Genomic DNA, 24,183 nt, shown 5'->3' with positions numbered 1-24,183 from the left:
ATGACCATGGCGACCGGACGGTCGGGGGCGAACGGTCAGCTGCAACGCGGACCGGGCAACGGAAACCTTTACGACGTCCTCGAACTGATCCTGGACAAGGGTCTCGTCATCGACGCGTTCGTGCGGGTTTCGCTGGTGGGCATCGAATTGCTCACGGTAGACGCACGGATCGTCGTGGCCAGTGTGGACACTTACCTGCGGTTCGCGCAGGCGTGCAACCGGTTGGACCTCACGCGCTCGTCGAGCGCCACGACGCTGCCCGATCTGGTGGGCGACGTGAGCGAGAAAGGCGCCAAAGGAAAGTCCAAAGGCGCGCTGAGCGGTGCGGTCGAGACGTTCGCCGAGCAGTTCCAGAAGTCCAGCGACAAGGACGACGACGGCGAGGCTGAGGAACGGCCGCGCAGCCGCAGCCGGCGCAGCACCGCGAGGACGAGCGGATGAGCACTTACCTGTACGGCATCACGTTCGCCGACCATCCCGCCGAAGTGGGCGGCCTGCGCGGCGTCGGATCGTCGCCTGCTCCCGCGCGGGTGGTGCGGGCCGGGGACAAACTCAGCGCGGTGGTCGGCGACGTCGAGGGCGAGTTGCGGGCAAAGCGCCGAGATTTGGCTGCCCACCAAGAGATCCTGCAGGCGTTGTGCGAAGAAGGGCCGACCTTGCCGATGCGCTTCGGTATCGTCGCGGACGACGATACCGCTGTGGCGGAGGAGATCGCGGCCAAAGCCGACGTGTACACGGCGGCTCTGCAACGGGTTCGCGGGCACGTGGAGATGAACGTCAAAGTCGCGCACCGGGAAGAGGCCGTCCTGGGCCAGATCCTCGCCGACGACGAGGAAATCCGGACCTTGGCCGCGAGCTTGCGGGAGGACGCCGGACGCGGCGAAGCCGAGCAGGTCCGGTTCGGCGAGCTGGTCGCCGGCCGGCTGGAGGAGCGGGAAAGCGAGGACGCCGACGCGGTTCTCCGCTACCTGCTTCCGCTGGCGTCCGAGCATGAGCCGGGGCCGCGGGTCGATGGCTGCTTTTTCAACTGCTCATTCCTGGTGCCCCACGAGAAAACGGGGGAATTCCAGGACGCGGTGCGGCGGTTGGCGACCCTGGTCGAGGAGGTGGCGGAAGTCCGCGCGCAGGGACCGCTGCCGCCCTACAGCTTCACCGAGGATCAGTAGTGGGACTGCTCGGCGAGCTTCTCCTGCTTCCGCTCGCGCCGGTGCGGGGAGCCGCCTGGGTGACCGGACAGCTCGTCGACGCCGCCGAGCAGGAACGGATCGCGCAGCTGAGGAGGGAACTGGTCTCCCTGGAAAGGGAGCTGGTGGCCGGCGGCATCACCGAGGAGGAGTTCGACCGCAGAGAAGACGAAATACTCGATCTGCTCGAAGAATTCGACCGGGGGGTTGCCGGATGAACGGAGCGAACAGATGACACCGGGAATGAAGATCGCGACCGCCGTGGTCGGCGGTTACGTGCTCGGGAGACGGAAGAAAGCCAAACTGGCCATCACCATGGGCGCGTGGCTCGTCGGGAAGAAGCTGAACCTGGACCCGAAGAAGCTGCTGTCGGACGTCACGCACGAACTGGCTTCGTCGCCCGAACTGGCCGGGGTCCGGGATCAGGTGCGGGACGAGGTGCTGGGCGCGGGCAAGACCCTGGCCGCGGACATCCTGACGCATCAGGCGGGACGGCTAGCCGGTTCGCTGCAGGAGCGCACCGACACTCTGCGGGACAAGGCCGCTGGTCTTCCGGCGGCGCTCACCGGCCGGGACGAAGACTCTGCCGACTCGGACGAGCCCGAGGACGTGGACGAAAGCGACGACAACGAGGACGGCGGTGCGGAAGAAAGCGAATCCCGGCCCCGCGCCCGCAAACGTCCGGCGAAACCGCGCAGCGCGTCGCAAAAGGAAAGCAAGCCCGCGCGCAAGACGTCCGGTGGTTCGTCGAGTTCGACCGCGCGGAAACGGGCTTCCTCGGGAGGCCGTACGCAGAGGCGTTCCTCGGGTGCTTCGGGGGTGAACCGTGGCTGAATCCCGTTCTGACAACGACGAACTCGGTCCCTTGGCGAAGCTTCGGGAACTGGCCTCGCGCAATCCCGCGACAGAGCAGCTGCTGCACGCCGGCGAGGAGTACGCGCAAGCGAAAGCCGAACACGTGATGTCCTCGGCGGGCAGCAAACTCGGGGAGGCGTCCCGGCGGCTGGCCGACGCGGGCGGCAGCGGCTCGGTGAAGGGATTGTTCAGCGCCGGCGAAAAAGTCGCCGGAGGGAAGTCGCCGGTCAAGTCGGTGGTCGAGGCCGGCGGCAAAGCTCTCAAGAACTCGGTGTCGGGTCTGTTCGGCAAGCGCGGTAAGGGTTCCGGCGGCAAGAAGATCATCAACATCGTCGAGGACATCGACGTCGGCGTGCCGGTTCGCGAGGCCTATGACCAGTGGACCGAATTCCAGAAGTTCAGCAGTTTCGCCAAGGGCGTCACCAGCGCCGAGCAGACCGACGAGACCACGTCGCAGTGGCGGTTCAAGGTCTTCTGGTCGAACCGCTCGATGAAGGCCACGGTCACCGAACAGATTCCCGACGAACGGATCGCGTGGACCACCGAGGGGGCCAAGGGCACCATCAAAGGCGTGGTCACCTTCCACGAGCTCGCCCCGAGCCTGACGAAGGTGCTGCTGGTCATCGAGTACTACCCGTCCGGGCTGTTCGAGAAGACCGGCAACATCTGGCGGGCCCAGGGCCGCCGGGCGCGGCTGGACCTCAAGCATTTCCGCCGGTTCATCATGATGGCCGGGCAGGCCTCGGGCGACGGCTGGCGCGGCGAGATCCGCGACGGCGAGGTCGTGCGCACCCCGGAACAGGTGCGCGAAGACGAGGACGGCGAGGACGAACCGCGCGAGGAAGACACCGGCGCCGACGAGCCCGAGGACGAGGATTTCCCCGAGGAAGACGAGGACGAAGAGGACTTCGACGAGGACGAAGACGAGGAAGACGAAGAGGAAGACGAAGAGGAAGACGACGAACCTGAGGACGAACGTCCCCGGGGCCGCCGGGCCGTTTCGGCGCGGTGACGAGGAGGCAGCAGATGAGCGAGTCCAGCCTGACCGCCGGAAGACCGCTCGGCGTGTCCCGCCCGGCGGGTTCCGGCGGCGGTGCGAACCTCGCCGACATCCTGGAACGGGTGCTGGACAAGGGCATCGTGATCGCCGGGGACATCCAGGTCAACCTGCTCGACATCGAGCTGCTGACCATCAAGGTCCGGTTGCTGGTCGCGTCGGTCGAACGGGCCAAGGAAATGGGCATCGACTGGTGGGAGCACGATCCGTCGCTGACGTCGGACTCGCGGCGCCAGGATCTGCTGGAGGAGAACGAACGACTGCGCGCGCAACTCGAACTCGCGCGGGGAGAGCGAGCGGAACAGTGAGCTGGTATTGCTACGCGGTCGCCGAATCCGCGGCGGAAAACCCGGCCGCGGGCATTTCCGGGCTCCGTGACCGCCCGGTCTCCGCGGTGTCCGGGGCTGGGCTGACCGCGCTGGTCAGTCCGGTCCCGGACGAGGAGTTCGGCGAGGCCGCGCTGCGGGAAAACCTGGAAAACCTTCCCTGGCTGGAGGAAATCGCCCGCGCGCACAACGCCGTGGTGGACGAGGCGAACCGCCGGACGGGAGTGCTGCCGCTGCGGATGGCGACGATCTACCGGGACGAGCATCGGGTACGGGAAATGCTCGACGACCATGCGGCGCAATTTTCGGAGGCCTTGCGCCGGGTCCGGGATCACGCCGAATGGGGTGTCAAAGTCTTCGCCTCGCTCGGCGGTTCCCCCGCACCGGCGACGCCCGCCGAAGCGCCCGCCGACGGACGTTCCTACTTGCGGCAACGGCTCCGGCAACGCCAGACGAGGGACGCTCGGACGAACGAAGCGGTCGGGGTGGCCGAGCGAATCGAGCGAGAACTCGCGGAGTTGTCCGCGGATGTCCACCGGCACCGAAACCAGGACCCGGCCCTGACCGGCCGCGCCGACAGCAACATCCTCAACCTGGCCTGTTTGGTGCCCGACACCGGCCGGGAGCGCTTCTTGGCCGAGCTCGCGCGCCTGCGGCAATCGGGCGTGGCCGGAATCGAGGTCGAGGTCACCGGTCCGTGGGCCCCGTACTCTTTCGCGGGGATCTCGTGACTGCCGCGGTGGAGCCCACCGACCGGCTCGCCCTGGTCGACCTGCTGGACCGGCTGCTCGCCGGTGGTGTCGTGCTCACCGGCGACCTGGTGCTGTCGGTCGCCGAGGTCGACCTGGTGCACATTTCCTTGCGGGCACTGATCACCTCGGTCCGCGAAGACCGCCCGGTGCCCTGGTGAAAGGAGCGACGATGCACGAGGCCGAACGCCTCCTCGGAGCGTTGCCCGCCCGCCTCGAGACAGACGCCGACTCGGTGGAACGCGACCTGATGAAGCTGGTGCTGACCATCATCGAACTGCTCCGGCAGCTGATGGAACGCCAGGCCTTGCGTCGCGTCGAGGAAGGCGGGCTGACCGAGGCGCAGGAGGAACGTCTCGGCCTCACCCTGATGCTGCTCGAAGAACGACTGGCCGAACTTCGCGACCGGTACGACCTTTCCGCCGCGGATTTGAACCTCGACCTCGGTCCCTTGGGGACGCTGCTGTGACCAGCGAAGGAAAGGACGAACTGTTCGCCGCCGAGTACCGCGGGGCGGGTTTCGACGACGTGGGGCGCTTCCTCGCGGGCAGGCCCCGAGCCGGGTCGGCACCCGCCTCGTGACCAGGCGGAAGTTTGGGGCCGGGACGAGCGGGTATGGCGGCCGTATGGGACCGGGCGAGACGGAAACGAGGGCGAGGCCGGACACCGCCGGTGCGGCCCGGACGATCGCGCTGCGGGTCGACGGGACCGAACACCGGCTGACCGTGGATCCGCGCCGCACCCTGCTGGACCTGCTGCGGGAGCAGCTCGGCGAGTACAGCGCCAAGAAGGGCTGCGACCACGGCCAGTGCGGGGCGTGCACAGTCCTGCTCGACGGTCGCAGAGTGCTGTCCTGCCTGACGCTCGTGCTGTCCTGCGACGGAACCGAAGTGACTACAGCCGCCGGTCTGGCGGAGGACGGCGAGCTGCATTCGCTGCAGCGATCCTTTGTGGAGCACGACGCGTTTCAATGCGGCTATTGCACGCCGGGCCAGGTCTGTTCGGCGGCCGGGTTGCTGGCCGAGTTCGGCGACGGCGCGCCCAGCCACGTCACCAAGCCCGTCTCCGACTCTCCGAAGTGGACTGACGGGGAGATTTCCGAGCGGATGAGCGGGAACCTCTGCCGTTGCGGCGCCTACGCGGGGATCGTCGCGGCGGTCCGCGAGGCGGGAGAACAGCGATGAAGCCGTTCGCGTACGGCAAACCGGGGACGACAACGGAAGCGGTGCGGGCCGTGGCGGCCGAGCCGTCCGCGATGTTCCTCGCCGGCGGCACCAACCTTGTCGATCACCTCAAGCTGGGCGTGGCACGGCCGGATCGTCTTGTCGACGTGACCGGCTTGCTGTCGGCCGAGATCCGTGAGGACGACGGCGGACTGGTGATCGGCGCGGGAGTCCGCAACAGCGACCTCGCAGCCGACCAGCGGGTCCGGGAGCGGTATCCGGTACTGGCCGAAGCGCTGCTGTCCGGGGCGTCGCCGCAGCTGCGGAACATGGCCACCGTCGGCGGAAACCCGTTGCAGCGCACCCGATGCGTCTACTTCCAGGACGTCACGACGCCGTGCAACAAGCGTTCGCCGGGGTCCGGCTGCTCTGCCCTCGGCGGCTACACGCGGCATCACGCGATCCTCGGCGCGTCCGACCAGTGCGTTGCGACACATCCCTCGGACATGGCGGTGGCCATGGCTGCGCTTGACGCGCGCGTCCACGTGCTCGGCCCGGCTGGCGAACGGGTGCTCCCCTTCCCGGAACTGCACCGGCTTCCGGGCGAGCACCCGGAGCGCGACACCGTGCTCGAGCACGGCGAACTGATCACCGACATCACGCTGCCCGCTACGTCCTGGTCGCGCCGATCGACCTACCGGAAGGTGCGCGACCGAGCCTCCTATGCCTTCGCGCTCGTCTCTGTCGCAGTGGGACTGTCCATTTCAGACGGTGTGATCGAGGACGTCCGGGTCGCCTTCGGCGGAGTGGCACACAAACCCTGGCGCGCCCAGCATGCCGAGCAGGTCCTCCGCGGTGCCCGGCCCAGTGACGACGTCTTCCGCGCGGCCGCCGACGCGGAACTCGCGGACGCCAGGCCGTTGGACGGTCTCGACGGAGGGAACGCGTTCAAGATCCCGCTCGCCGCGCGCACCCTGGTCGCGGTGCTGCGCGACTTGACCGCCGAGGAGTGCGACCGATGACCGGACTGCTGGAACCGCGAGCGATCGGACGCGGGTTCACCCGCCGCGACGGCCCGGCGAAGGTCACCGGCACCGCGCCGTACGCCTACGAACACCCCGCCGAAGCGCCGCTGTACTGCTATCCGATTCAGGCGGCCATCGCTCGCGGTCGCTGTGTGCGGATCAGCGCTGTCGAAGCCGAATCCCTCGACGGCGTCCGGGAATTGATCACTCCCTTCACCGCGGAACGGCTCGCCGACACCGACGACGCGGAACTCGCGGTGCTGCAGGACTGCGAAATACCGTTTCGCGGCAGGGTCATCGGGCTCGTCCTGGCCGAAACTTCCGAGACCGCGCGGCACGCGGCGGAGCTCGTCGATGTCCAGTACGAGACCGATCCCTTCGACACCCGGCTCAGGGCCGACGATCCTGACCTGTACCAGCCGGACAAGGTGAACCCGAGCTTCCCGACCGACACCAGCGAGGGCGATTTCGACACCGCGTTCAGCGGGGCCGCTGTGGCAGTGGACCAGACCTACCGCACGTCGATGTACCACAACAACCCGCTTGAGCCGCATACGACGACGGCCTTGTGGGAGAACGGCATGCTGACGCTGTGGGATTCGACCCAGAGTGTGCACTCGGTGCGGTCCACCGTGGCGAAAGTGTTCGGCCTGCCTGCCGAGCGGGTCCGGGTGATCTGTCCCTACCTCGGCGGGGGCTTCGGCTCGAAGGGCATGCCGCACGCCAACGTCGTGCTCGCCGCGCTGGCCGCCCGGACCGTGCCGGGCCGTCCGGTGAAGCTCGCGCTGACCCGGCAGCAGATGTTCAGCCTGGCGGGGTACCGGACGCCGACGATCCAGCGGGTCCGACTCGGCGCTGACCGCGACGGGCGGCTGGAGTCGATCGGCATGGACGTCGTCGAGCAGACCTCGCGGATCAAGGAGTTCGCGGAGCAGACCGCGGCGCCCGCTCGGATGATGTATGCCGCGAGGAACCGATCCACCAGTCACCGGCTCGCCCGTCTGGACGTGCCGGTGCCGTCGTGGATGCGCGCGCCGGGGGAGTGCCCGGGCATGTTCGGCCCGGAAGTGGCGATGGACGAACTCGCCGAGGCGCTCGGCGTCGATCCGGTCGACCTGCGCGTGCGCAACGAACCGGAGCGGGATCCCGAGTCCGGCCGCCCGTTCTCCAGCCGGCACCTGGTCGAATGCCTGCGCACCGGAGCCGAGCGCTTCGGCTGGGACCAGCGAGACCCGCGGCCGGGCGTCCGCCGCGACGGCCCGTGGCTGGTCGGCAGCGGCGTCGCGGCCTCGGTGTACCCGGCGAAGCGGATGCCGGGGTCGAGCGCGGTGGTCCGGTACGAGAAGGGCCGCTACGCCGTCGAAATCGGCGCGGCCGACCTGGGGACGGGCGCGTGGACGATCCTGCCGCAGATCGCGGCGGACGCACTGGACGTGCCGGCCGATTCCGTCGACGTCCGGATCGGCGACACCGCTTTCCCGGAAGCCACGGTGGCCGGCGGTTCGACCGGAACCGCGTCGTGGGGCTCGGCCGTGGTCGCGGCCGCGCGGGCCTTCCGGGACAAGTACGGCGCCGACCCCGGCGACGGCGACGAGGCACAGGCCGAAACCCCGGAAAACCCGGACGAGAAGGACTACGCCACGTATGGGTTCGGGGCGCAGTTCGCCGAGGTGCGGGTCGACGCCGACACGGGCGAAGGCCGGGTGTCGCGGCTGCACGGCACGTTCGCCGTCGGGCGGATCGTCAACCCGGTGACCGCGCGTTCGCAGCTGCTCGGCGGCATGACCATGGGCCTGTCGATGGCGTTGCACGAGAACAGCGTCCTCGACCCGCGGTTCGGGCACGTCGTCAACCACGACCTCGCCGAGTACCACATCGCGACCAACGCCGACGTCGAAGACCTGCGCGCGGACTGGCTCGACGAGACCGATCCGCACCTCAATCCCATGGGCAGCAAGGGAATCGGCGAGATCGGCATCGTCGGAACGGCGGCGGCTGTCGCGAACGCGGTCCACCACGCGACCGGAGTCCGGGTGCGAGACCTGCCGATCACGCTCGACAAGTTGCTGCCGGGCCTGCCCAGTGTGCCGCGGTAGGACGCCCTGGGCAGGTTTTGTGCCGGTTAGTGCCGGGGGCGGTTGGTATCGGCGTCGGTGAGGTCGCGCTGTTCGCCGGGCAGCGCGTCCCGACAAGCTGGTGCCGGCCCCACCTGGTGCGCGGCGGTAAAACGCCCCGGGCAGCCTTCGTGGCGCGGGTGCTGGCGGCTAGTGCAGGGGCCCGCTGCTGCCCGCGTCGATGAGGTCGCGCAGTTCGCCCGGCAGCGTGTCCCGGACCTTGTCCAGCGTGCCGTGGGTCGCTTCGCCGACGACTTCGAGCACCGCCCGCGATCCGTACACCGCGTCCGGCTCGGTCATCCGCCCGCGATAGGCGACCCGTCCGGCGAATTCGTTCAGCCCGAACCGTTCCCCGGTCCCGGCGCCGCCCATGGTGATCGTGCGCCGCAGATGCTCGGCGATCTCCAGCGGCAGCTGCGAGGCGAGATGCTCCGCCGTCTGCTCGGGGATCCGTTCGCCCAGCGTCTCCAGCACCGACCGCGTCACCCGCTCGGCGTCGCCGCGGCTCGGCAGGTGCGCGCGGTCCTGGACTTTGCCGATGAGCTCGTCGTGCTGCATGAGCTCCTTCCTTCCGTTTGTGGCGACCACGCCGTCACAGGGCGAAGGCGTGGTCGCCGCCGTCCGGGAGATGCCGCTCGAACCACCCGGCGGCGGCCTCGGCGACCTGCTCCAGCGCGCCGGGCTCCTCGAACAGGTGCCCGGCTCCCGGCACGACCACCAGTTCGCGGTCGCCGGGCAGCTGCCCCGCGGCGGCCTTGTTCAGCCTGCGCACGGTGTCGTCGTTCCCTCCGACGATCAGCAGCACCGGGCAGCGCACCTCCGCCAGAGCGTCCTCGGCCAGATCCGGCCTGCCGCCGCGGGAAACGACTGCCCGCACGACGTCCGGCCGGGCCGCCGCCGCACTCAGCGCCGCGGCGGCTCCGGTACTGGCCCCGAACAGCCCCACAGGCAGCCCGGTCACCCCGGGATGGCGGCCGAGGTCGTCCAGCGCGCGCAGCAACCGGTCCCGCAGCAGCCCGATGTCGAACCGCGCCTGGTCGTTGTCCTCGTCCGCGCTCAGCAGGTCGAACAGCAGTGTCGCGAAGCGGTGGTCCTGCAGGGCCCGGGCGACCGCCTGGTTGCGCGGGCTGTGCCGCGAGCTGCCCGAACCATGCGCGAAAACCACCACTCCGATGGCATCGGCCGGCACCGTCAAATCACCCTCGGCCGTCGACGTCCCGGTGCCGACCGCGAACGGTTCCGTCATGGCTTCCTCCTGGCCTCTGTCGGATTCGGATATCCCCGCGAGGCGGCCGCCAAACGGGCGGCGGGGTGAGCGTGGGCCGATGCTGATCGAACATCGAGGGCAGCGGCCCGTGGTACCCGCATCGGCGTACGTCGCACCGTCCGCGGTGCTGTGCGGGGCAGTCGTCCTCGGCGAACGAGCCCGGGTCCTGCACGGGGCGGTGCTCACCGCGGAAGACGGGGAAATCCGCACCGGCTCCGACGTCGTGCTCATGGAACACGCACTGGTCCGAGGCCGGGCGGCGCATCCCGTGACGCTCGGCGACGCGGTCCTGATCGGGCCGCACGCCCACGTCAACGGAGCCGTCGTCGAGGACGAGGTTTTCGTCGCGACCGGTGCCTCGCTGTTCCCCGGATCGGTCGCCGGCGGCGGGGCGGAGTTGCGGATCAACAGCGTCCTGCACGTCAATTCCCGCCTCGAACCCGGCGCGGTGCTCCCCATCGGCTGGATCGCCGCGGGCAACCCGGCCGAGCTCTTCTCCCCGGACCGGCACGACGAGTTGTGGGAGGTCCAGCGCACCCTGGACTTCCCGGGCACCGTGTACGGGATGCCGAGGAGTGCCTCGATGCGCGAACTCATGCTCCGGCAGGCGGAGTTCTACGGTTCCCATCGGGACGATCGGGTTCTTGACGAATGACCGGGGCCGATTTGCCGGAAGGTGTGCCGCACCGGTTCACTGGGGCCGTGGACATCTTCTGGTGGGCGATAGTCATCATCGCCGTTCTCTCCGTGCTTGCGCTCGGCGCTGGGCTGGCTGTCATCGTCCCGGTGAGAAACGCGTTGCGCAGAAGGCAACAGCGGCTCGGTTATTACGCCGATCCTTTCGGAGCGCGCACCCCGCCGCAGCATCGCCCGCCTGGCCCGCACCCACCGCCAGGCGGACCGGGAGACGGCAGTAAAACAGCTACCACGCCTCGAGAAACGCCCTCCCCAGCGGCATAGCACGAACGATGCGGCCCGGGAAGCGCCGTCCGCCGACCAGCGCGGACGGCGGACGGCGGGCGCGGCCACCGCTTCGCCCGCGCTGAACGGGCCCCGGACCGCAGCCGCACGCCGGGGAGATGTACGCGCTGACCGGGCTGGCCCTCGGAGCCCGGCGCGAGGGCGACCTCGAGCTCGCCGAGAAGCATTTGCATACGCTGCTCGAGTGGAACAAGCAGGTCGATTTCGAGCCGGGAAACACGTTGATTCTCGCGGAACTCGGTTTTGCTGCCGAATTGCGCGGTGACGCGGAGACCGCGTTGCGGCAGCAGGAAGGGTACGAGATAGCTCGCCGGACGGAGGATCCACGAGCGATTGCCTTGGCGCTGGAGGGGTTGGCAGGGCGCACGCACTGGCCGGCGCGCCTCGCGAGACCGCGCGGTTGCTGGGCGCGGCTGCTGCGTCCCGGGCCGTGAAGGGCTCCTTGAAGGAATCTGATTCCCGCGAGGAGTCCTTCACGGACCCTGCCCGCGGCCTCGCCTCAGAAGACCGGCCGCCGGTTCCCGTGCCCGGTCGCCTGCTCGAAAGCGTGCGCGGCCCGCAACAGCCCCAGCTCGCCCCGCAGCGGCGCGATGATCTGCAGTCCCACCGGGCGTCCGTCCTCGGTGAACCCCGCGGGCACCGACAGCGCCGGGCACCCGGTCGCCGAGATCGAGTACGCCGACCGCATCCACTCCAGGTAGTCGTGCATCGGCTGCCCGGCAACGGTTTCCGGGTACTCCCACTCCACCGGGAACGGCGGCACCTGGCTCACCGGCGCGAGCAGCAGGTCGTACTGGGTGAAGAACTCCCGCATCCCGGTGATGAGCTGCAGCTGGCGCGTCTGCGCGCTCGCCAGGTCGGCACCGGAAAGCGTGGCGCCGAAAGCGATGTTGTCGGCGAGCGTTTGCTTCATCTGGTCCGGATGTTCCTCGAGCAGGCTGCTGAACCCCGCGTGGAAAAGCCATCCGCGCAGGGTTCGGAACACCTCGTCGGCCGAGGCGAGATCCGGGCAGGCGGGTTCGACGCGGCAGCCGAGCTCGGCGAACACCTTCACCGCCGGTTCCAGCACCGCGGTGACCTCCGGGTCGACCGGCAGGCCGCCCAGATCCGGCGACCACGCCACGCGCAGTCCGGTGAGGTCGGCGTCGAGCGATCCGGCGAACGGCGCGGAGGGCAGGTCGAGCGCGATCGGGTTGCGCTCGTCGTACCCGGCGATCACGGAGAGCAGCAGCGCGACGTCGGCGACCGTCCGGCCCATCGGACCCTGCACGCCCAGCGCCTCCCACGGCAGCGTCGCGGGCCAGGTCGGCACGCGGCCAGGCGACGGACGCAGCCCGACGACGTTGCAGAACGACGCCGGATTGCGCAGCGAGCCGCCCATGTCGCTGCCTTCGGCGAGCGGTTGCAGGCCCGCGGCCAGCGCGGCCGCCGCGCCCCCGCTGCTGCCGCCCGCGGACAGATCCCGCCGGTACGGGTTGCGCGTGGCCCCGAAGACCGGGTTCATCGTGTGCGAACCGGCCCCGAACTCCGGCGCGTTCGTCTTGCCGAGCGTGATCGCGCCCGCGTTCCGGATCCGCTCGACGACGAGGGTGTCGCTGTCGGGCACGTGATCGGCGAAAATGGGGGAGCCGTAGGTGGTGCGGACCCCGGCGACGTCGTGCGTGTCCTTGTGCGCCACCGGAATCCCGTGCAGCGGACCGACCTCCTCGCCGTGTGCGAGCCGTTCGTCGGCGGCCGCGGCCTCGCTCAGCGCGCGCTCGGCGGTGAGGGTGACGATCGCGTTGATCTGGGGGTTGACCTGCTCGATCCGGTCGAGATGGGCCTGGGTCACCTCGCGGGCGGACACCTCGCGGGCGTGCAACCGCCGGGCCAGCTCGCGGGCGGGCAAGTAGCAGATCTCTTCAGCGCTCACTGGCTTCCCTTCTCGACGGCGGCGTCCGTGCGCGAAGCCTCTCTCGTCATGCCGGGGTTGGACAAGACCTGCTCGACAAATGACGGAATCAGCCACAGGATTGGCTGATGACCGCACAGCTGGACCCGCTCGACCGCCGGATCGCCGGCGCGCTGCAAGTCGACGGCCGCGCGTCCTGGCGGCGGATCGCCGAGGTGCTGGACGCGCCGGAACGCACCGTGGCCCGCCGCGGGACGCATCTGCTGAGCACCGGCGTCGTGACGGTGGTCGCCGTTTCCCCGCACGGCGTCCCGCTGCTGGTGCGCGGACGCTGCCGGGCCGGTCTCGGCCGTCCCGCGGGCACCGCGCTCGCCGGACGTCCGGAGACGAGCTTCTGCTACCTCATCACCGGGCAGGGCGAACTGGTCGCCGAGGTCTTCTGCGACCGCAACCGGCTGCCGACCTTCCTGTTCGACGAGATGGCGGCAATCCCCGGCCTGCACGATCTGACGGCCGATACCGTCACGCGGTATTACCGCACCATCCACGAATGGCAGCCCGGCCTGCTCAGCCCGGCCGAGACGGAGGCGATCTGCTCGTTGCCGCAGCCCACTCCGCAGCCCCGGCAGCCCGACGGCGTCGCCTTCGGCAGCGACGAACGCGCCATCGTGCGTGCGCTGCGCGAGGACGGCCGGCGGACCCACGAGGAACTCGCCCGCGCCGCCGGGATTTCGGAATCGACCGTCCGCCGTCGGCTGGAAGCGCTGCGGCGGGAGGAAAAGGTGTTCATCCGGGCGGTGGTGGAACCGGCCGTGCTCGGGCTGCCGGTCGAGGCGCTGCTGTGGATCCGGTGCCGCCCGCACGACGTCGACGACATCGGACGCGCCCTGCTGGGCTCGCCGTACGTGCGGTACGCGGCGGCGATGACAGGCGAGTATCAGCTGCTCGCTGACGTGACCTTGCCCGACATCGCCGCGTTGCACGAGTTCGTCGGCAGCTCCGGCTGGTCCCGGCAGGCGGATTCGGTGCATACCGGGGTGGTACTCAAGGCGTTGAAGCGCAGCAGCGTCCTCGCGCCCGAGCTGCGCTCCTGACGGTCAGACCCGTTCCTCCAACCCGTTCAGCACCGACGGCAACGCGCCGCGGTGCAGCACGCCGAGCCGTTGCGTCGCCCGGGTCAGCGCGACGTAGAGCTCGGCCGCGCCGCGCGGACCGTCCGCGAGAATCCGGTCCGGGTCCACGAGAAGCACGGCGTCGTACTCCAGCCCCTTCGTCTCCGAGGCGGGCACCGCGCCCGGCACGTCCGGCGGCCCGATCACGACGCTGGTCCCTTCGCGCGCTGCCTCGTCGCGGACGAATTCCTCGACCGCCGCGGGCAGTTCGTCCTCGGCGACCTTCCGCGACCACGGCCGGACGCCGCACGCGCGCACCGATTCCGGCGGCTCGGCCCCCAGTGCGAACTCGGCCAGCACCGCGGCCGCGACGGCCATGATTTCGGCCGGGGTGCGGTAGTTGACAGTGAGCGAACGGTAGGCCCAACGGCCCGGGACGTACGGATCCAGCATCGTGCCCCAGTCCGTCGCGCCCGCCGCCGACCGGCGCTGCGCCAGGTCGCCGACCACGGTGAACGACCGGCTCGGGCACCGCCGCATCAGCACCCGCCAGTCCATTTCGGACAGTTCCTGGGCCTCGTCGACCACGACGTGCCGGTACGTCCAGTCCCGGTCGGCCGCGGCGCGTTCGGCGAGGTCGCGGGTGTCGTGCTCGACGAACCGGTCAGCCAGATCGGTGTCGTAGAGCAGGTTCTCCGCGGACAGGCCGATGTCCTCGTCCATCTCCTCGCGGTCGAGCCGCATGATGTCGAGCACGCCGGCCGCGTACTCGGCCTCGGCCTCGCGTTCGGCCGCGTCCTCCCGCTGCTTCGCCCGGTCCGGAGCCTTGCCCAGGAGGTCGACCAGCTCGTCCAGCAGCGGGACGTCCGACACCGTCCAGGGAGCGCCCGGCTCGCGCAGCAGCGCCGGGCTGGCGCCGGCCGCGTTGAGCCGGGCGGGGGAGGAGTACAGCGTGGTCAGGAGGCTTTCCGGGGTCAGAATGGGCCAGAGGCTGTCGATCGCTTTGACGAAGGCCGGGTCGGCGAGGAGTTCCTTGACGAGCGTGGAGCGGAAGTCCTCCCATTCCTCCTTGTCGTCGCGAGTGAGCCAGCCGCGCCCGATGCGGGACAGGGCGCGTTCGGTGAGGACGTAGGTGACGATCTCGACGAACACCGCCCGCGCCTCGTTGTGCGGCCGCCCGCTCTGCCTCGCCTCGTCGCGGGCCCACTCGGCGGTCGCCGCGTCGATCCGGACCGTGGTGTCGCGGAGCTCGATCAGGATCGGTTCCTCGGGCAGCTCCTGCCGGTCCGCGACCGCCGCGTCGAGGACGTCGAGCATCCGCAGAGATCCCTTGAAGCGCGCGACTTCCGGCTCGTCCTCGGCGTGCGCGTGCAACCCCGGAAGCAGTCCGCCCGGGGTGGTGAACACCACGTCGGACTCGCCGAGCGACGGCAGCACGCGGCTGATGTGGTTCAGGAACGACGGATTCGGCCCGAGGACGAGCACGCCGTGGCGCTCCATCCGCTCGCGCTGCGTGTAGAGCAGATACGCGACACGGTGGAGCGCCACGACGGTTTTCCCGGTTCCCGGCCCTCCCTCAATGACCAGGACGCCCGGGTGGTCGAGCCGGATGATGCGGTCCTGCTCGGCCTGGATCGTCGCGACGATGTCCCGCATCCCCTCCCCGCGGGGCGCGTTGACCGCGGCGAGCAGCGCGGCGTCGGCGTCGGTCCTTTCGCCGCTGTCCGGCCGCCCGAAGACCTCGTCGGTGAACGAGGCGACCTGGCGTCCGCGCGTGTGGAACTGGCGTCGCCGCCGCATGTTCTCGGGGTTGGCGGCGGTAGCGGTGTAAAACGCGCTCGACGCCGGCGCGCGCCAATCGAGAAGAACGGGTTTGTACTCGTCGTCCTCGTCGAAAAGCCCGATCCGGCCGATGTAGGAATGGTCGCCTTCGAGCGGGTCGAGCCGCCCGAAACACAACCCGGAGTCGGCGACCGCCAACCGCCGCGTTTCGCGAGCGAGCGCGCGCACCTCGACGTCGCGCTCGCCCGGAGCCTCGTCGTTTCGTTTGAGGGCAGCGGTGTAACGCTCCTTGGCCCGCCCGCGCTCGTCGTCGAGCCGCCGGTACAGCCCGGCGACGTAGTCCTGTTCGGACCGCAGTTCTTCTTCGTACCCCTGAGTTGACAAGTGCCCCTCGCTGCTGTTATTCTGAAATCAGATTCGGCGCGAACTTCTGATTGCCTGGTGAAGACGCGTCGATTTTTCATTGTCCACCTTCTGTCAAGTGGCTGGGCGGACTGACGTTTTCCGGCGGTTTTTCGCGCCTGGAGTCGTGACGGTCGGCGGGTTGTGCGGTCGGCGGGTTGTGCGGTCGGCGGGTTGTGCGGTCGGCGGGTTGTGCGGTCGGCGGGTTGTGCGGTCGGCGGGTTGTGCGGTCGGCGGGTTGTGCGGTCGGCGGGTTGTGCGGTCGGCGGGTTGTGCGGTCGGCGGGTTGTGCGGTCGGCGGGTTGTGCGGTCGGCGGGTTGTGCGGTCGGCGGGTTGTGCGGTCGGCGGGTTGTGCGGTCGGCGGGTTGTGCGGTTCCATCCTGTCCCGAGCCGAGCCGAGCCGAGCCGAGCCGAGCCGAGCCGAGCCGAGCCGAGCCGAGCCGAGCCGAGCCGAGCCGAGCCGAGCCGAGCCGAGCCGAGCCGAGCCGAGCCGAGCCGAGCCGAGCCGAGCCGAGCCGAGCCGAGCCGAGCCGAGCCGAGCCGAGCCGAGCCGAGCCGAGCCGAGCCGAGCCGAGCCGAGCCGAGCCGAGCCGAGCCGAGCCGAGCCGAGCCGAGCCGAGCCGAGCCGAGCCGAGCCGAGCCGAGCCGAGCCGAGCCGAGCCGAGCCGAGCCGAGCCGAGCCGAGCCGAGCCGAGCCGAGCCGAGCCGAGCCGAGCCGAGCCGAGCCGAGCCGAGCCGAGCCGAGCCGAGCCGAGCCGAGCCGAGCCGAGCCGAGCCGAGCCGAGCCGAGGTTCTCCGGCGCACAAGGGTCAGTTCGTGGTTGGCAAACCGCGCTTGCAGGCGGCCCGGGCCGTGGTGTGGCGGGAAGTCTTCGGCAAGGGCGAGCAGAGCCTCCGGCTAGGGCTGGCCAGGCCCTGCCTCGGAGCTCCTGGCGTTGTCCGGCTGGGCTACGTCGAGCGTGTCGGGCATCGCGGTCGGTCGAGTGAATCCGAGCGGGCGGCCGCAGAGCCAAGCCGGTTGATGAGGCATGTCCGGCGAGTTGGTCCTGCGGCGCGGATTCGGCGTCGCCGGGGGCGGCCGCGTGACGGGGCCATCTGACTGTCGGAGCTGTGCGACGGCCTTCGGTGGAGGGCGGCCGCGCGCGAACTCCGCGTCGGCGGCGGGCTCAAGGAGCCGCGCGAATGCGCTCTCGGCGCCCGCGCCGGAAGCATCTTCGGCGGGCAGACTTTCCCGCACACCCCTAGTCCCGATCTCGCCCGCACACTCGCCCCCGACAGCTCGAATTTCATGGTCGAGCAGCGATTCTGCGCCATCCCCCGGGGCTTGCGGCAAGCCCCGGGGTGCGCTATATCTTGAAAAGGGCGGAGGAAATCATTTTTCCCAGTGCGCGGAATCCCGCGCGGTTCACGCCTGCTTCGCCGGCACCCAGTTCCGCACCACCGGCCGATACCCCTCGGGTTTGTCGCCGACCTTCGCGCCGGGGTTGACCAGCCACGACTGGTAGTCCGGCGTGAACATCCGGTACGGCCCGGCCGGCGGCACCTCGCTCGCGCGGTCCATGGTCTCGCGCAGGTCGGCGGGCAGGGTGAAATCGAGCGCGTGCATCGTCGCGTCCAGTTGCCGTGCGCTGCTCGCCCCGACGATCGCCGACGCGATGCCCGGTTGTGTCGCGACCCAGTTGATCGCGACCTGCGCCATCGTCACGTTCAGCTCGTCGGCAACCGTCTCGAGCGTCTTCAGCAGCTCCCACTGCTGCGCAGTCCAGGCCCCGGACGCGCCGGCCAACCGGCCCTCGCCGCTGAGTCCTGCCGCCGAACTGCGGTATTTGCCGCTCAGGAACCCGCTGCCGAGCGGGCTCCACGCGGTGATTCCCAGTCCCAGCTCCTGAGCCGCCGGGACGTGCTCGGTTTCGATCGTCCGCTCGATCAGCGAGTACGGCAGCTGCAGACTGATCATCGGCGGCAGCGAATGCGCGTCGGCGAGCGTCTGCGCACGGCTCGCGTACCACGCCGGCACGTCGGACAGCCCGGCGTACCGGATCTTTCCCGCCCGCACCAGATCGTCGAACGTGCGCAGCACCTCCTCGACCGGTGTGATCCGATCCCACGTGTGCAGCCGGAAGAGGTCGAGATAATCGGTGCCCAGCCGGCGCAGCGACGCTTCCACTGACCGGATCATGTGCTTGCGGCCATTGCCGCCCGCGTTCGGATCGCCCGGGGCGACGCTGTTGGTGAACTTCGACGTCAGCACGAGCCGGTCCCGCTCGCCCGTCTCGGCGATGAACTTGCCGATCAGCCGTTCGCTCTCGCCCGCGGTGTAGAAGTCGGCCGTGTCGACGAAATTTCCGCCCTCCTCGACGTACTTGCGGAAGATCGGCCGCGCCTCCTCCTCGGACTTCCCGTACGCGGCGTGAAACCCGTCGACGCCGAAGTTCATCGTGCCGAGCGCGAGCCGGCTGACCCGCAATCCGGACCGTCCGAGCAGGTAGTAATGGTCAAGAGACATCGGGGTCCTCGCTCCGTTCCGAAAACACGCGCGGGACCGTGCCCGCCTGGCTCGGCCAGGGTGCCTCCGGAAAAATGGACCAGCAAGTCCAAAATCTGCGGCTTGTCGGTGCTGAGGAGACCGGAGGCCCGGACACGTTCGCTGTCGAGCGAAGCACGCTGCGGTCCAGACCGGATTGAGCGCGTGGAGCAGGGCCGACGTCGGTCGAGGCGAGTGATGCTGAGCGAGCGAACTCCGCCGTAGCACTCGACATCGACCAAAGCTGCTCGAACCCGGGTTGCTCGCGCCGGTCGCGATGCACGACAAAGCCGCGGCATCAGCGAAAGGACCGCCGGCCGGAGCGAACCCCAAGCCGAATGTTCCGCACCGAATAATCCAACGCTGAAAATTCGCCTTCCGAAGATCGCCCAAGATTTCGAAACGTGCCACTACTCATCGCGGCTCGCCGAAACCCGCGAGTCCGAGGAAGCCCGCGAGTCCGCGGAAACTTACGAGCCCGTCGAAACCCGCCAGTCCGCGATCCGGCGCAACCCATCCGAGCCGGATCCCCTCCGGGACGTAGGCTGCGAGACATGCCGTCGAACCTGATCAGCCTCCGCGGTGTGCGCACTCACAACCTGGCCGATGTGGACGTCGACATCCCGAAGCACCAGCTGGTCGCGGTCACCGGAGTGTCGGGGTCCGGCAAGTCGTCGCTGGCGTTCGCGACGCTGGCGGCCGAGTCGCGGCGGCAGTTGTACTCGACAATGCCCGCGTTCGTCCGGACCAAACTGCCGCACGATCCGGCGCCCGAGGCCAGTTCGCTCAGCGGGCTGACCACCGTCGTCGTGGTGGATCAGCGGCCGCTCGGGACGAATTCGCGGTCGACGGTCGGCACCGCCACCGAGGTGTGGACGATGCTGCGGATGCTGTTCTCCCGCCTGGGCGAACCGTCCGCGGGCTATTCGCCGGCGTACTCGTTCAACGATCCGTCCGGCATGTGCCCGGCCTGCGCGGGGCTCGGCACGGTCACCGACATCGACGGCGAGCGGATGATCGACCGCAGCCGTTCGCTCAACGACGGGGCGATGGTCTTCCCCAGTTTCGCGGTCGGCAGCTGGATCTGGAAGCGTTATGTCTACTCGGGATTCTTCGACAACGACCTGCCGTTGCGGGAATGGCCTGAGGAACTGGTGCAGTTCCTGCTGCACGGACCGACGCAGAAGCCGCCGAATCCGTTGCCCCGGTTCCCGGCCAGCGCCAAGTACCAGTCGATGGTCCCGCGGATCCGGCGGTTGCTCGTGGAACGCGAAGCCAAGCCGGGACCGGCGGTGCGGGCAGCATTGGCCGAGGTGACCCGGCAGCGGCCGTGCCCGGACTGCGACGGCAGCAGGCTCGCCCCGGCCGCGCGGGAGAGCCGGATCAACGGCGTGTCCATTGTGGACCTCGGATATCGCGACGCGGCGGGGTTGCTGGAATTCTGCGCCGGGTTGGACCACGAGTGGGCGCGTCCGCTGGTGGCCGCGCTGCGGTTGCGGCTGGAATCGATGATCACGCTCGGCCTCGGGCATCTGCACTGCTACCGCGCGACACCGACGTTGTCCGGCGGCGAGTCGCAGCGGCTGAAACTGGTGCGGCACCTGGGATCCAGCCTCACCGACCTCACCTACGTCCTCGACGAACCGACGGACGGGCTGCATCCGGCCGACGTCGCGTCCCTGGTTGATGTACTGCGGCGGTTGCGTGATCATGGCAACACGGTGCTGGTGGTGGATCACCACGAAGCGGTGATGGTCGCCGCGGATCACGTGATCGACCTGGGGCCAGGAGCCGGAGAAGCGGGCGGACGCGTCGTGTTTCACGGTCCGCCGGCGGAGTTGCGGAAGGCCGACACGACGACCGCGCGAGCGTTGCGCACCGGCGTCCGGCTCAAGGACACGCTGCGAGAGCCCACCGGCTGGCTGCCGTTGCGCGGGTTGGACCGGCACACGCTGCGCGATATCGACGTCGACGTGCCGACTGGCGTGCTCACCGTGATCACCGGGGTGGCCGGGTCCGGGAAGTCGACGCTGGCGGGCGAACTCGCCGAGCGGCACCCGCGGTTCACTGTCGTCGACCAGAGCCAGATCGTCGCGACGGGGCGGTCGACGGTCGGCACCTGGCTCGGACTGGCCGATCCGGTGCAGCGCGCGTTCGCCGAGGCGAGCGGCGAGTCGCCGAAGCTGTTCAACCCGCGTTCGCAGGGCGGGTGCCCGGCCTGCCGCGGCACCGGCGTGCGGCGGACCGACCTGGCGTTCCTGGAGGACGTCGACACGCCGTGCGAGGAGTGCGACGCGACCGGATTCCGTGCGGAGGCACTGGAAACGCGGCTTGAGGGGCGCACGGTGCTCGAAGTGCTGGACACGCCGGTGTCGGCGCTGGCCCGGTACGTGCCGCATCCGGACGTGGTCCGGCTGGCCGCGCTGCTCGGCGAACTGGGTCTCGGGCACCTGGCGAGCGGCCGCACGCTCGACACGCTGTCGGGCGGCGAGCGGCAACGGCTGAAACTCGCCCGCCAGCTCGACTCGACCAGCGACGACCTGCTCGTCGACGAACCCACCGCGGGCCTGCATCCCAGCGACACCACGCGGATGGTCGCGCTCCTGGACCGGCTGGTCGACGAGGGCCGGACGCTCGTGGTCGTCGAACATTCGCTGCACGTCGTCGCCGCGGCGGACTGGGTGCTCGACCTGGGCCCCGGTGCCGGCGAGAACGGCGGGCAGGTGCTCTACACCGGCACGCCGAAGGGACTCGCCGAGCATGACGGCGCGACGGGACGGTACTTCCGGGCCGCACTCGGCGGTTAGGACGGCCCATTCACCGCGGCCAAGCTGACCGGGCCGCCCCAGCGGCTCGACCTCGTCGTGGGCCAAGGGCCGCATGAGCCATCCGCGAGCAGCGACGGCCAGCTCACCTCCCGTGAGCCGCCTTCACCGACTCTGATTCCCTCAGGGCTCGCGAAACGCCGGCGGGGAGCTAATGCGGAAACCGCCGAGCCCCCGCACCACCTTGCCCGAGAACGTCGTCCGGATTCGAATACGGGCAGGATTTCAGCGACAGGCACCCGCAGCCGATGCAGTCGGTGAACCGGTCGCGCAACGCGGTCAGTTCCTCGATCCGCGCGGTGAGGCGGTCGTGCCAGCGGCGGGAGATGCGCGCCCAGTCGCGTTTGGTCGGGATCCGCTGGTCCGGCAGTTCGGCGAGCGCTTCCTTGATCTCTTCCAGCGACACCCCGACCCGCTGCGCGGTCCGGATGAAGGCGATCATGCGCAGCGTGTCCCGCCGGTACTCGCGCCGGTTGCCGCTCGTGCGCCTGCTCGCGATGAGCCCGCGGCTTTCGTAATAGTGCAGCGTCGGGACGCTGACACCGGCGCGTTCGGCGATCTGTCCCGGCTTCAGCCAGACGACCTCGCGCGTGATCTGGGGCATGGCAGCTCTTTCCGTGCTTGACATCAAGTCCGCTTGATGAAGTCCACTGTAAGCACCGCCCAGCCGGCGGCGAGGATCGCGCGTGAAGGGGATTTTGTGACGACTACGACCCTGCAGGTAGGGGCGGCGCAAAGCGTTGCGGAAATGGCGGAATTCGTCCGCTCGGCAGCGAAGGCGGTGGTGTGATGTCCGAGATTCCGACGGTGATGCGCGCTGCGGCGATCGACGAGTTCGGGCCCGCGGAACGGCTGACGGTCCATAAATTGCCGACGCCGGTCGCGAAGCCGGGAGAAGTGCTGGTACGCGTCGAGACCGCCGGCGTTCAGCCGACCGACGTCGCGATCCGGGACGGCTGGACGCCGCCGGGCGCGACCATCGAATTCCCGCAGATCCTGGGCAACGAGTTCGCCGGGACGATCGTCCAGGTCGGCGCGGGAGTGGCCGAATTCGAGACAGGACAACAGGTTGCCGGATTCCGCGTACTGGGCTGCTACGCCGAGTACCTCGCTGTCCCGGCCAGCCAAGTCGTCGTCAAGCCCGAGAACGTCGATTGGCTGACAGCGGGCGCATTGTCGGCTTCCGGGCAGACTGCGCACACCGCGTTTGAGCGGCTCGGCGCCAAGTCCGGCGAGACGATTCTGATTCACGGCGCGGCCGGCGGCGTCGGCTCGATGGCGGTCCAGCTGGCGCGTCTCCGCGGGCTGCGGGTGATCGGGACCGGCAGCGAGCAGAACCAGGAATATCTCCGCGCGCTCGGTGCCATACCAGTGGTGTACGGCGAAGGCGAGCTCGACCGTCTCCGCGAAGCCGCTCCAGACGGGATCGACCTCGCTTTCGATACCGCTGGACACGGGAACCTTCGCATCGCAGCGGAACTGGTGGCTGATCGCGGACGGATCGGGTCCATTGTGGAGCCTCCGCTGGCCTCGGAACTCGGGGCGCAGTGGCTCACCAGCGACCGGTCCGCCCGGCGGCTCCGCGAACTGCTGGACCTGTGCGCGCGAGGAGACCTGCGGGTGACCGTCCGGTCGGAGTATTCGCTCGACGACGCGGCGAACGCCCATCGCGAGGTGGCCGTCGGACACGGTCGCGGCAAGGTGGTGCTGCGGATCGGCTGAGGAGAAGTTAATTCGGTGGACGGGGCCGGAGCGCGTCGTTATGGTTCGCCTCGACCGTGACTCGACGCCAGGAGGTGAGACCCATGAACGCTGTTTCGATGTGGGTGCTCCCCGTGTCGTCACGGTCGGGCGACTGACGTAGGGGTTGCCAGGAGCGCCTTGAGCGAAGGCACTCCGAAAGGTGACCATCATGGACACTCTGCGTTTCACCGCGGGCGAACCCGCGGTGAACATCACCCGGCTCGGACCGGGACTATGGCAGGCACTGGACGACGGCCGGGTCGCCGGTCGCGGCGAGGCCACGACCCGGCCAGACGGACGGGTTTTCCTCAGCGTCGACGCCTGGCACCGCTCCGTCTTCGACCAGCTCGCCCGCGAGATGCTGGCCGCGCTGCCGGACCCCGTGCACACCGTGGTCGACGAAACCGACCGCGAACTGCTGGACGGCTGGCAGCGGGCCGGCCTGACGGTCCGGCGGCGCGAGTGGGAGTACGTCGCGCCCACAGACCCGCAGGTCACCGGACCGGTCGGGCTGCCGTCGGGCGTCGCGTTCGTGCCCGCCGGATCCGCTGACGAGGGTCCGTTGCGCGAGCTCGACCGCGTCATTCGCGCCGAGGTCGAGGCGACTGTCGGCTGGTCGGAGATGCCAGCCGAGGTGCTGCCTCGCGCGGCTGGCGACACCATCGTGGACCCGTCGAAGTACGCCGTGGCGGTCGAGGAGGGCGAGTACGTGGGCCTGGTCCGGGTGGTTCAGGTGACGCGCCTGCCTCGGATCGGGCTCATCGCCGTCCGTGCTGATCGGCGCCGCCGCGGCATCGCGCGCGGGTTGTTGACCCACACGCTCGACGTCCTGCGCCAAGCGGGCATCCCGACGGCATCCGCCGAGGTGAACGAGGCCAACGCAGCGGCGACGGCGCTGTTCGAGGGCATCGGCGCGCGGCGGGCGAACAGCGCGGTGGAGCTGATGCGCCATGGCCGGTAAGGGCGGGATCGAAGTCGAGGGAACCGTGGTCGAGTGCCTGCGCGACGCCCGGTTCACCGTCGAACTGGCGAACGGGCACCACGTGCTGGCCCACATCAGCGGCAAGATCAGGAAGAACTTCATCAAGATCGTGCCGTTCGACCGGGTCCTGGTGGAGCTGAGCCCGTACGACCTCGACCGGGGCCGGATCCTGTTCCGGTACCGGAACTAGCCCGGTCCGCC

25 protein-coding genes are annotated in these 24,183 nt (G+C 69.7%); 19 read left to right on the top strand and 6 right to left on the bottom strand.

Annotation, left to right across the window (positions count from 1 at the left end; translation table 11 throughout):
- From ATK30_RS01195 to ATK30_RS01140, 12 genes are all read left to right on the top strand, one after another.
- On the top strand, positions 1 to 441 hold the full coding sequence (locus ATK30_RS01195; protein WP_101433866.1) for a gas vesicle structural protein GvpA: 441 nt from the start codon (positions 1 to 3) through the stop codon (positions 439 to 441).
- Positions 438 to 1,166: a GvpL/GvpF family gas vesicle protein gene (locus tag ATK30_RS01190; protein WP_101433865.1), complete on the top strand. Its 729-nt coding sequence runs from the start codon at positions 438 to 440 to the stop codon at positions 1,164 to 1,166. The genes ATK30_RS01195 and ATK30_RS01190 overlap by 4 nt, the downstream gene beginning before the upstream one ends.
- Complete coding sequence (locus ATK30_RS01185) at positions 1,166 to 1,402, top strand: gas vesicle protein GvpG (RefSeq protein WP_101433864.1); 237 nt, start codon at positions 1,166 to 1,168, stop codon at positions 1,400 to 1,402. The genes ATK30_RS01190 and ATK30_RS01185 overlap by 1 nt, the downstream gene beginning before the upstream one ends.
- Before the next feature lie 13 nt (positions 1,403 to 1,415).
- A complete protein-coding gene (locus ATK30_RS01180; RefSeq protein ID WP_143271332.1) occupies positions 1,416 to 2,018 on the top strand; it encodes a hypothetical protein in 603 nt (200 codons plus the stop codon).
- Positions 2,011 to 3,051: an SRPBCC family protein gene (locus ATK30_RS01175; protein WP_101433862.1), complete on the top strand. Its 1,041-nt coding sequence runs from the start codon at positions 2,011 to 2,013 to the stop codon at positions 3,049 to 3,051. The genes ATK30_RS01180 and ATK30_RS01175 overlap by 8 nt, the downstream gene beginning before the upstream one ends.
- A gap of 14 nt (positions 3,052 to 3,065) precedes the next feature.
- Positions 3,066 to 3,404, top strand: a complete 339-nt coding sequence (locus tag ATK30_RS01170; protein ID WP_183124172.1) for a gas vesicle protein — start codon at positions 3,066 to 3,068, stop codon at positions 3,402 to 3,404.
- Positions 3,401 to 4,153, top strand: coding sequence for a GvpL/GvpF family gas vesicle protein (locus ATK30_RS01165; RefSeq protein WP_158242428.1), 753 nt, complete (start codon positions 3,401 to 3,403; stop codon positions 4,151 to 4,153). The genes ATK30_RS01170 and ATK30_RS01165 overlap by 4 nt, the downstream gene beginning before the upstream one ends.
- Positions 4,120 to 4,332: a gas vesicle protein gene (locus ATK30_RS01160; protein ID WP_101433860.1), complete on the top strand. Its 213-nt coding sequence runs from the start codon at positions 4,120 to 4,122 to the stop codon at positions 4,330 to 4,332. The genes ATK30_RS01165 and ATK30_RS01160 overlap by 34 nt, the downstream gene beginning before the upstream one ends.
- Before the next feature lie 11 nt (positions 4,333 to 4,343).
- Positions 4,344 to 4,640: a gas vesicle protein K gene (locus ATK30_RS01155; RefSeq protein WP_101433859.1), complete on the top strand. Its 297-nt coding sequence runs from the start codon at positions 4,344 to 4,346 to the stop codon at positions 4,638 to 4,640.
- A 157-nt stretch (positions 4,641 to 4,797) separates the two neighbouring features.
- Positions 4,798 to 5,355, top strand: a complete 558-nt coding sequence (locus tag ATK30_RS01150; protein WP_101433858.1) for a (2Fe-2S)-binding protein — start codon at positions 4,798 to 4,800, stop codon at positions 5,353 to 5,355.
- Entirely contained in the window at positions 5,352 to 6,356 is a 1,005-nt protein-coding gene (locus ATK30_RS01145) for an FAD binding domain-containing protein (RefSeq protein WP_101433857.1), read from the top strand. Before ATK30_RS01150 ends, ATK30_RS01145 begins: the two co-directional genes overlap by 4 nt.
- The gene (locus tag ATK30_RS01140) at positions 6,353 to 8,455 is read left to right on the top strand and encodes a xanthine dehydrogenase family protein molybdopterin-binding subunit (protein ID WP_101433856.1); all 2,103 of its coding nucleotides are present in this window, start codon (positions 6,353 to 6,355) and stop codon (positions 8,453 to 8,455) included. Before ATK30_RS01145 ends, ATK30_RS01140 begins: the two co-directional genes overlap by 4 nt.
- A 168-nt stretch (positions 8,456 to 8,623) precedes the next feature.
- On the opposite strand, the gene ATK30_RS01135 is transcribed toward ATK30_RS01140, so the two are convergent.
- On the bottom strand, positions 8,624 to 9,031 hold the full coding sequence (locus ATK30_RS01135; protein ID WP_101433855.1) for a DUF2267 domain-containing protein: 408 nt from the start codon (positions 9,029 to 9,031) through the stop codon (positions 8,624 to 8,626).
- Positions 9,032 to 9,065: 34 nt separating this feature from the next.
- Positions 9,066 to 9,719 carry a dienelactone hydrolase family protein gene (locus tag ATK30_RS01130; RefSeq protein WP_101433854.1) on the bottom strand — a complete coding sequence of 218 codons (654 nt, stop codon included), beginning with the start codon at positions 9,717 to 9,719 and terminating at the stop codon, positions 9,066 to 9,068.
- Positions 9,720 to 9,798: 79 nt separating this feature from the next.
- Here ATK30_RS01130 and ATK30_RS01125 point away from each other — a divergent pair, with 79 nt between their 5' ends.
- Both ATK30_RS01125 and ATK30_RS01120 read left to right on the top strand, forming a co-directional pair.
- Positions 9,799 to 10,395, top strand: a complete 597-nt coding sequence (locus ATK30_RS01125; RefSeq protein WP_101433853.1) for a gamma carbonic anhydrase family protein — start codon at positions 9,799 to 9,801, stop codon at positions 10,393 to 10,395.
- Positions 10,396 to 10,819: 424 nt separating this feature from the next.
- The gene (locus ATK30_RS01120) at positions 10,820 to 11,155 is read left to right on the top strand and encodes a hypothetical protein (RefSeq protein WP_208637224.1); all 336 of its coding nucleotides are present in this window, start codon (positions 10,820 to 10,822) and stop codon (positions 11,153 to 11,155) included.
- A gap of 65 nt (positions 11,156 to 11,220) precedes the next feature.
- On the opposite strand, the gene ATK30_RS01115 is transcribed toward ATK30_RS01120, so the two are convergent.
- A complete protein-coding gene (locus ATK30_RS01115; RefSeq protein WP_101433852.1) occupies positions 11,221 to 12,633 on the bottom strand; it encodes an amidase in 1,413 nt (470 codons plus the stop codon).
- A 107-nt stretch (positions 12,634 to 12,740) separates the two neighbouring features.
- Here ATK30_RS01115 and ATK30_RS01110 point away from each other — a divergent pair, with 107 nt between their 5' ends.
- Positions 12,741 to 13,706 (top strand): Lrp/AsnC family transcriptional regulator, encoded by a 966-nt coding sequence (locus ATK30_RS01110; RefSeq protein ID WP_101433851.1) that lies wholly within the window; start codon positions 12,741 to 12,743, stop codon positions 13,704 to 13,706.
- A 3-nt stretch (positions 13,707 to 13,709) separates the two neighbouring features.
- Here the strand turns inward: ATK30_RS01110 and helR are convergent, their stop codons facing one another.
- Both helR and ATK30_RS01100 read right to left on the bottom strand, forming a co-directional pair.
- Positions 13,710 to 15,890 (bottom strand): RNA polymerase recycling motor ATPase HelR, encoded by a 2,181-nt coding sequence (gene helR, locus ATK30_RS01105; RefSeq protein WP_208637223.1) that lies wholly within the window; start codon positions 15,888 to 15,890, stop codon positions 13,710 to 13,712.
- Positions 15,891 to 17,313: 1,423 nt separating this feature from the next.
- Entirely contained in the window at positions 17,314 to 18,414 is a 1,101-nt protein-coding gene (locus tag ATK30_RS01100) for an aldo/keto reductase (RefSeq protein ID WP_101433850.1), read from the bottom strand.
- Between the two features lie 572 nt (positions 18,415 to 18,986).
- Here ATK30_RS01100 and ATK30_RS01095 point away from each other — a divergent pair.
- Complete coding sequence (locus ATK30_RS01095; protein ID WP_167441796.1) at positions 18,987 to 21,239, top strand: ATP-binding cassette domain-containing protein; 2,253 nt, start codon at positions 18,987 to 18,989, stop codon at positions 21,237 to 21,239.
- Between the two features lie 169 nt (positions 21,240 to 21,408).
- Here ATK30_RS01095 and soxR read toward each other — a convergent pair whose 3' ends face one another.
- Positions 21,409 to 21,861: a redox-sensitive transcriptional activator SoxR gene (gene soxR, locus ATK30_RS01090; protein ID WP_101433849.1), complete on the bottom strand. Its 453-nt coding sequence runs from the start codon at positions 21,859 to 21,861 to the stop codon at positions 21,409 to 21,411.
- A gap of 185 nt (positions 21,862 to 22,046) precedes the next feature.
- Here soxR and ATK30_RS01085 point away from each other — a divergent pair, with 185 nt between their 5' ends.
- The 3 genes from ATK30_RS01085 (at position 22,047) to infA (ending at position 24,172) form a co-directional block, all read left to right on the top strand.
- Positions 22,047 to 22,979 carry an NADP-dependent oxidoreductase gene (locus ATK30_RS01085; protein ID WP_341867332.1) on the top strand — a complete coding sequence of 311 codons (933 nt, stop codon included), beginning with the start codon at positions 22,047 to 22,049 and terminating at the stop codon, positions 22,977 to 22,979.
- 190 nt (positions 22,980 to 23,169) lie between these two features.
- Positions 23,170 to 23,961, top strand: coding sequence for a GNAT family N-acetyltransferase (locus tag ATK30_RS01080; protein ID WP_101433963.1), 792 nt, complete (start codon positions 23,170 to 23,172; stop codon positions 23,959 to 23,961).
- Entirely contained in the window at positions 23,951 to 24,172 is a 222-nt protein-coding gene (gene infA, locus ATK30_RS01075) for a translation initiation factor IF-1 (protein WP_037818449.1), read from the top strand. The genes ATK30_RS01080 and infA overlap by 11 nt, the downstream gene beginning before the upstream one ends.
- Positions 24,173 to 24,183: the final 11 nt, after the last annotated feature.

Source organism: Amycolatopsis echigonensis (assembly GCF_002846615.1).
Lineage (GTDB): Bacteria > Actinomycetota > Actinomycetes > Mycobacteriales > Pseudonocardiaceae > Amycolatopsis > Amycolatopsis echigonensis.
Note: the sequence above shows the minus strand (reverse complement) of the source record. Positions and strands in the feature narration are given on the sequence as shown.

Coding starts and splice junctions, on each gene's coding strand:
- ATK30_RS01150 (WP_101433858.1), top strand. CDS start 4,798: ATGGGACCGGGCGAGACGGAAACGAGGGCGAGGCCGGACACCGCCGGT.
- soxR (WP_101433849.1), bottom strand. CDS start 21,861: ATGCCCCAGATCACGCGCGAGGTCGTCTGGCTGAAGCCGGGACAGATC.
- ATK30_RS01170 (WP_183124172.1), top strand. CDS start 3,066: ATGAGCGAGTCCAGCCTGACCGCCGGAAGACCGCTCGGCGTGTCCCGC.
- ATK30_RS01125 (WP_101433853.1), top strand. CDS start 9,799: ATGCTGATCGAACATCGAGGGCAGCGGCCCGTGGTACCCGCATCGGCG.
- ATK30_RS01085 (WP_341867332.1), top strand. CDS start 22,047: ATGTCCGAGATTCCGACGGTGATGCGCGCTGCGGCGATCGACGAGTTC.
- ATK30_RS01100 (WP_101433850.1), bottom strand. CDS start 18,414: ATGTCTCTTGACCATTACTACCTGCTCGGACGGTCCGGATTGCGGGTC.
- ATK30_RS01195 (WP_101433866.1), top strand. CDS start 1: ATGACCATGGCGACCGGACGGTCGGGGGCGAACGGTCAGCTGCAACGC.
- ATK30_RS01190 (WP_101433865.1), top strand. CDS start 438: ATGAGCACTTACCTGTACGGCATCACGTTCGCCGACCATCCCGCCGAA.
- ATK30_RS01145 (WP_101433857.1), top strand. CDS start 5,352: ATGAAGCCGTTCGCGTACGGCAAACCGGGGACGACAACGGAAGCGGTG.
- ATK30_RS01110 (WP_101433851.1), top strand. CDS start 12,741: ATGACCGCACAGCTGGACCCGCTCGACCGCCGGATCGCCGGCGCGCTG.
- ATK30_RS01130 (WP_101433854.1), bottom strand. CDS start 9,719: ATGACGGAACCGTTCGCGGTCGGCACCGGGACGTCGACGGCCGAGGGT.
- ATK30_RS01180 (WP_143271332.1), top strand. CDS start 1,416: ATGACACCGGGAATGAAGATCGCGACCGCCGTGGTCGGCGGTTACGTG.
- ATK30_RS01140 (WP_101433856.1), top strand. CDS start 6,353: ATGACCGGACTGCTGGAACCGCGAGCGATCGGACGCGGGTTCACCCGC.
- ATK30_RS01095 (WP_167441796.1), top strand. CDS start 18,987: ATGCCGTCGAACCTGATCAGCCTCCGCGGTGTGCGCACTCACAACCTG.
- ATK30_RS01120 (WP_208637224.1), top strand. CDS start 10,820: ATGTACGCGCTGACCGGGCTGGCCCTCGGAGCCCGGCGCGAGGGCGAC.
- infA (WP_037818449.1), top strand. CDS start 23,951: ATGGCCGGTAAGGGCGGGATCGAAGTCGAGGGAACCGTGGTCGAGTGC.
- ATK30_RS01155 (WP_101433859.1), top strand. CDS start 4,344: ATGCACGAGGCCGAACGCCTCCTCGGAGCGTTGCCCGCCCGCCTCGAG.
- ATK30_RS01135 (WP_101433855.1), bottom strand. CDS start 9,031: ATGCAGCACGACGAGCTCATCGGCAAAGTCCAGGACCGCGCGCACCTG.
- ATK30_RS01080 (WP_101433963.1), top strand. CDS start 23,170: ATGGACACTCTGCGTTTCACCGCGGGCGAACCCGCGGTGAACATCACC.